Below are 3,615 nucleotides of genomic sequence, written 5' to 3' on the forward strand. Positions count from 1 at the left end.
GACTTGGGGGACGGGTAACAGATAGAAAAGTAGGGCGCAAGCGACAAGACTGCCTAATCCTGCCAAAAAAGGCACTGTTCGACTGGCTACCGATTCATTCACCTTATGGTAGCGACGGGAAACTGGCTGTAATTTTAGGGTTAGGTCAGGTAAAGTGCGAGTATCGGCAAAAAATTGGTCAATCGCTTCTATTAAATCAAATAACTGCACGGTACTGATTTCTATCTTGACCGGACTTTCTGGGATATTCAAGTCCGTTGATGGATACCAAACCAGACGATGGAGATTCTGGTCAATCTTTTCTAGGTACACATGATCTGGTTCATGGACGGGATCTTGGGGATGACGAACACCACTTAAAAATTCTTGGGCATACTGACTGACCGCTTGTACTAAATTTTCCAAGAAAACCCGACCACCTTGCAGGACTTTATTGGCCCCGATTAACCGACATTCTACGTTAGTCAAAATTGAGAGTAAGGGTCGGCTATCCCCGGGGTTAGCCGGGGCGAAATCGTCGCCGAAACCATCGAGAATCAGGGTACAATTGGGCAAGCTATACTGTCTTCTCATCTTTACACGATCTCCCCATCAAATAAACTAATCCAAAACCGCTGCATTCCCGTCGTACCAGTACAAAATAATAACCGATCGAGGAGGGATAAAGCCAGTTCATTTAAAGCATTTTCATCGGCTAGATAAACCGATACTTTGGCCCGACGGGGGTTCATGCGACTGCGAAAATTGGAGCGAAATCTTTCTAGGTATTCTGATAAAAGAAAATTATTATCCACGGGTAAACCTTTTGATTCCATCTGTTGCCGCGCTAACAGTAATTGTCGGATGGATATAGCTAGGGGTTTGGCCCGATAACTGGCAATGATAACTAAAGCTTTTGCTTGGTCAAGGGTGAGACGGTCGAGGGTGTAGGAAATTCGCCAGGGATTAGTACAGCGTAAGCGCCAGAAAATAATCCGGTTTCTGACAATTTTATCGAGTCCTAGTTCTTTACAGAGGGCTAACAGGGCCTCCCCGGCACCGACTTCTAAGGATTCCAACGCTAATAGCATTAAATCGATATGCTGTTGGAGATGTAGGGCGCATTGCTGACTGGCAATCTGAAAATCGGGTAAAACGCTTAAAATAACTGGTTTTTCTGGGGCTGATGCTGTAGATTCGGGCGTTAGGCTAGTAGGGGTCATGATATAGGATAACTAAAACACAAGGGCGATCGAGTCAGGGTATTGTAAATTGTATTGTATAGATAGCTGTCCCCCATTTTACGAGACACGGAAACCGAATGGATCTGAAATCACTGATTCGCGATATTCCCGACTTTCCCAAACCGGGTATTGTCTTCCGCGATATTACTACCCTACTCAATCATCCCCAAGGATTACGTTACACGATCGATACCCTAACGGCAAAGTGTCGCGATTACGGTTTATCCCCCGATTACATTGTCGGTATGGAATCGCGGGGTTTTCTCTTTGGTGTTCCTTTAGCATATCAATTAGAAGCGGGATTTATTCCTGTCCGGAAACCGGGCAAATTACCCGCCGCCGTTCACAGTATCGAGTATGATTTGGAATACGGAAGCGATAGCCTCGAAATTCATCAAGATGCGGTGGCATCCCATCATAAAGTCTTAATTGTCGATGATTTAATCGCGACGGGAGGGACGGCGAAAGCAACGGCAGATTTATTAGAAAAAATTGGTTGTGAGGTGTTAGGATTTGCCTTTATCATCGAGTTAATCGACCTCGGTGGTCGGGAAAAATTACCCGATTTACCAATTATTACCATTATCGATTATTAGGTTTTTTTCTATGACGGCGACTGATGATAATTATAAGGCGGCCACCGCTCGATCGAGTGCTAATGGGTTACAATCTCTCCTAACTAGCGAAACTTTTTTATATATTGTCAAGCGTGTTCTCCAGGGTTTATTAACTCTGTTGTTGGCCTCGGCGTTGAGTTTCGCTATTATCCAATTAACCCCCGGCGGGTTTCTAGCTTTGCTTGACCTTAATCCCAAGATTAGTCAGGAAACTAAAGAACAATATATTGCCCTTTTTGGTTTAAAAGACCCGCCGATTGTCCAGTATTTTAAATGGTTGTGGCAAGTGGTAACTCAGTTTAATTTTGGTCTGAGTTTTACCTATTTTCGTCCCGTGTCTTCCCTATTATTAGAGAGAATTCCAGCGACGTTATTAATGTCTTTGACTTCCATAATTTTAACCTGGGCAATTGCGATTCCCTTGGGTATTGTCAGCGCCGTCAAACAAAACCAATTTATCGATAAATTTTTTCGAGTTATCAGTTATCTTGGTCAAGGTTTCCCCAGTTTTATCACTGCCCTTTTACTGCTAATTCTCGCCCAAAATGTCTCGCCGCTTTTACCGGTGGGTGATATGACCAGTATTAACTATTCGGAATATTCCCCTATTGGTAAAGTTCTAGATATCGCTTGGCATATGATTTTACCAACTATTGCCCTGACAGTTACCAGTTTTGCTGGATTACAAAGATTGATGCGGGGACAATTGTTAGATGTTCTTCGACAGGATTATATTCAAACCGCCAGGGCGAAAGGTTTACCGGAAAATAAAGTTATCTATGTCCACGCTTTACGCAATGCTATTAATCCCCTGATAACTCTTTTGGGCTTTGAATTTTCTAGTTTGTTAAGTGGGGCATTTATTGCCGAATTTTTCTTTAACTGGCCCGGATTAGGTCGTTTAATTTTGCAAGCTGTGACGGCCAAAGATTTATATTTAGTTATGGGCAGTTTAATGATGGGTGCTACTATGTTGATTATCGGTAATCTTCTGGCTGATTTACTTCTCAAAGCTGTAGATCCTAGAATTAAATTGGAGGATTTAAAGTAGGGGAAATGGGGAAATTTTATCAGTTATCAGTAAACAGTAATCAGTTATCAGTGGGGAGATGGGGAGATGGGGGAAATTCCACTAAAACCCTAAAACCCCAAAACCCCAAAACCCTAAAACCCAACCCCTTTTTTCCTTTTCACTTTTTACTTAAGTAGGGAGGCACAATTATTTGTAGGATGGGTTAGCGGTAGCGTAACCCATGCAGGCGTTGGGTTTCATGCTTCAACCCAACCTACGTTCATCTTATATTTAATTCCACCCACCCACTTAACAAAATATGTTAGCAACTACACATTATTTACTCAGGTCAAAACAAGACGGACAATACCTAGTAGCGCGTCTGAGAAAAGGTGAAAGCGAAACTCCAGCTAGTTATCTGCTTCTGTTTAAAGAATCCTACGATGCTTTAAGTTATATCAATACCCATGCTCAGGATTTAGCCAATAATTTTTCTGTGGAAACTCTCTCAGGAACACAATTAAAGGGACTGATGCAGCGATGGGGATTTGCAGGAATTGGTTTAGTTAGTGAACCGTTGGAACCACAGGTGCAGTTTTTAGCCTACGAAAAAGGATTTAATCTCTAAACTATGAAAAGATTGTTAATCACTGGAGTTAGTGGGTTTTTAGGTTGGCATATTTACCAAAAAACTCGCTCATCTTGGGCAAGTTTTGGTACATATTTTAATCACAATGTCAATAGTAACTGTCTCTTATACGCA

5 protein-coding genes are annotated in these 3,615 nt (G+C 42.2%); 3 read left to right on the top strand and 2 right to left on the bottom strand.

Annotation, left to right across the window (positions count from 1 at the left end):
• Positions 1-573 (bottom strand): DUF4335 domain-containing protein (locus IQ242_RS19550; protein WP_193961111.1); only part of this gene is annotated, 573 nt, incomplete at its 3' end.
• A gap of 2 nt (positions 574-575) precedes the next feature.
• The gene (locus tag IQ242_RS19555) at positions 576-1,202 is read right to left on the bottom strand and encodes a DUF3038 domain-containing protein (protein WP_193961112.1); all 627 of its coding nucleotides are present in this window, start codon (positions 1,200-1,202) and stop codon (positions 576-578) included.
• Between the two features lie 98 nt (positions 1,203-1,300).
• Here IQ242_RS19555 and IQ242_RS19560 point away from each other — a divergent pair, with 98 nt between their 5' ends.
• From IQ242_RS19560 to IQ242_RS19570, 3 genes are all read left to right on the top strand, one after another.
• Positions 1,301-1,819: an adenine phosphoribosyltransferase gene (locus tag IQ242_RS19560; RefSeq protein WP_002742074.1), complete on the top strand. Its 519-nt coding sequence runs from the start codon at positions 1,301-1,303 to the stop codon at positions 1,817-1,819.
• Between the two features lie 10 nt (positions 1,820-1,829).
• The gene (locus tag IQ242_RS19565) at positions 1,830-2,891 is read left to right on the top strand and encodes an ABC transporter permease (protein ID WP_193961113.1); all 1,062 of its coding nucleotides are present in this window, start codon (positions 1,830-1,832) and stop codon (positions 2,889-2,891) included.
• A 280-nt stretch (positions 2,892-3,171) separates the two neighbouring features.
• The gene (locus tag IQ242_RS19570; RefSeq protein WP_002737657.1) at positions 3,172-3,480 is read left to right on the top strand and encodes a hypothetical protein; all 309 of its coding nucleotides are present in this window, start codon (positions 3,172-3,174) and stop codon (positions 3,478-3,480) included.
• Positions 3,481-3,615 lie beyond the last annotated feature (135 nt).

The organism is Microcystis sp. LEGE 08355 (assembly GCF_015207185.1).
GTDB classification, from domain to species: domain Bacteria; phylum Cyanobacteriota; class Cyanobacteriia; order Cyanobacteriales; family Microcystaceae; genus Microcystis; species Microcystis panniformis.

Bases quoted from the DNA above. Each gene is read 5' to 3' on its own strand.
- IQ242_RS19555 (WP_193961112.1), bottom strand. From the start codon at position 1,202: ATGACCCCTACTAGCCTAACGCCCGAATCTACAGCATCAGCCCCAGAA.
- IQ242_RS19560 (WP_002742074.1), top strand. From the start codon at position 1,301: ATGGATCTGAAATCACTGATTCGCGATATTCCCGACTTTCCCAAACCG.
- IQ242_RS19565 (WP_193961113.1), top strand. From the start codon at position 1,830: ATGACGGCGACTGATGATAATTATAAGGCGGCCACCGCTCGATCGAGT.
- IQ242_RS19570 (WP_002737657.1), top strand. From the start codon at position 3,172: ATGTTAGCAACTACACATTATTTACTCAGGTCAAAACAAGACGGACAA.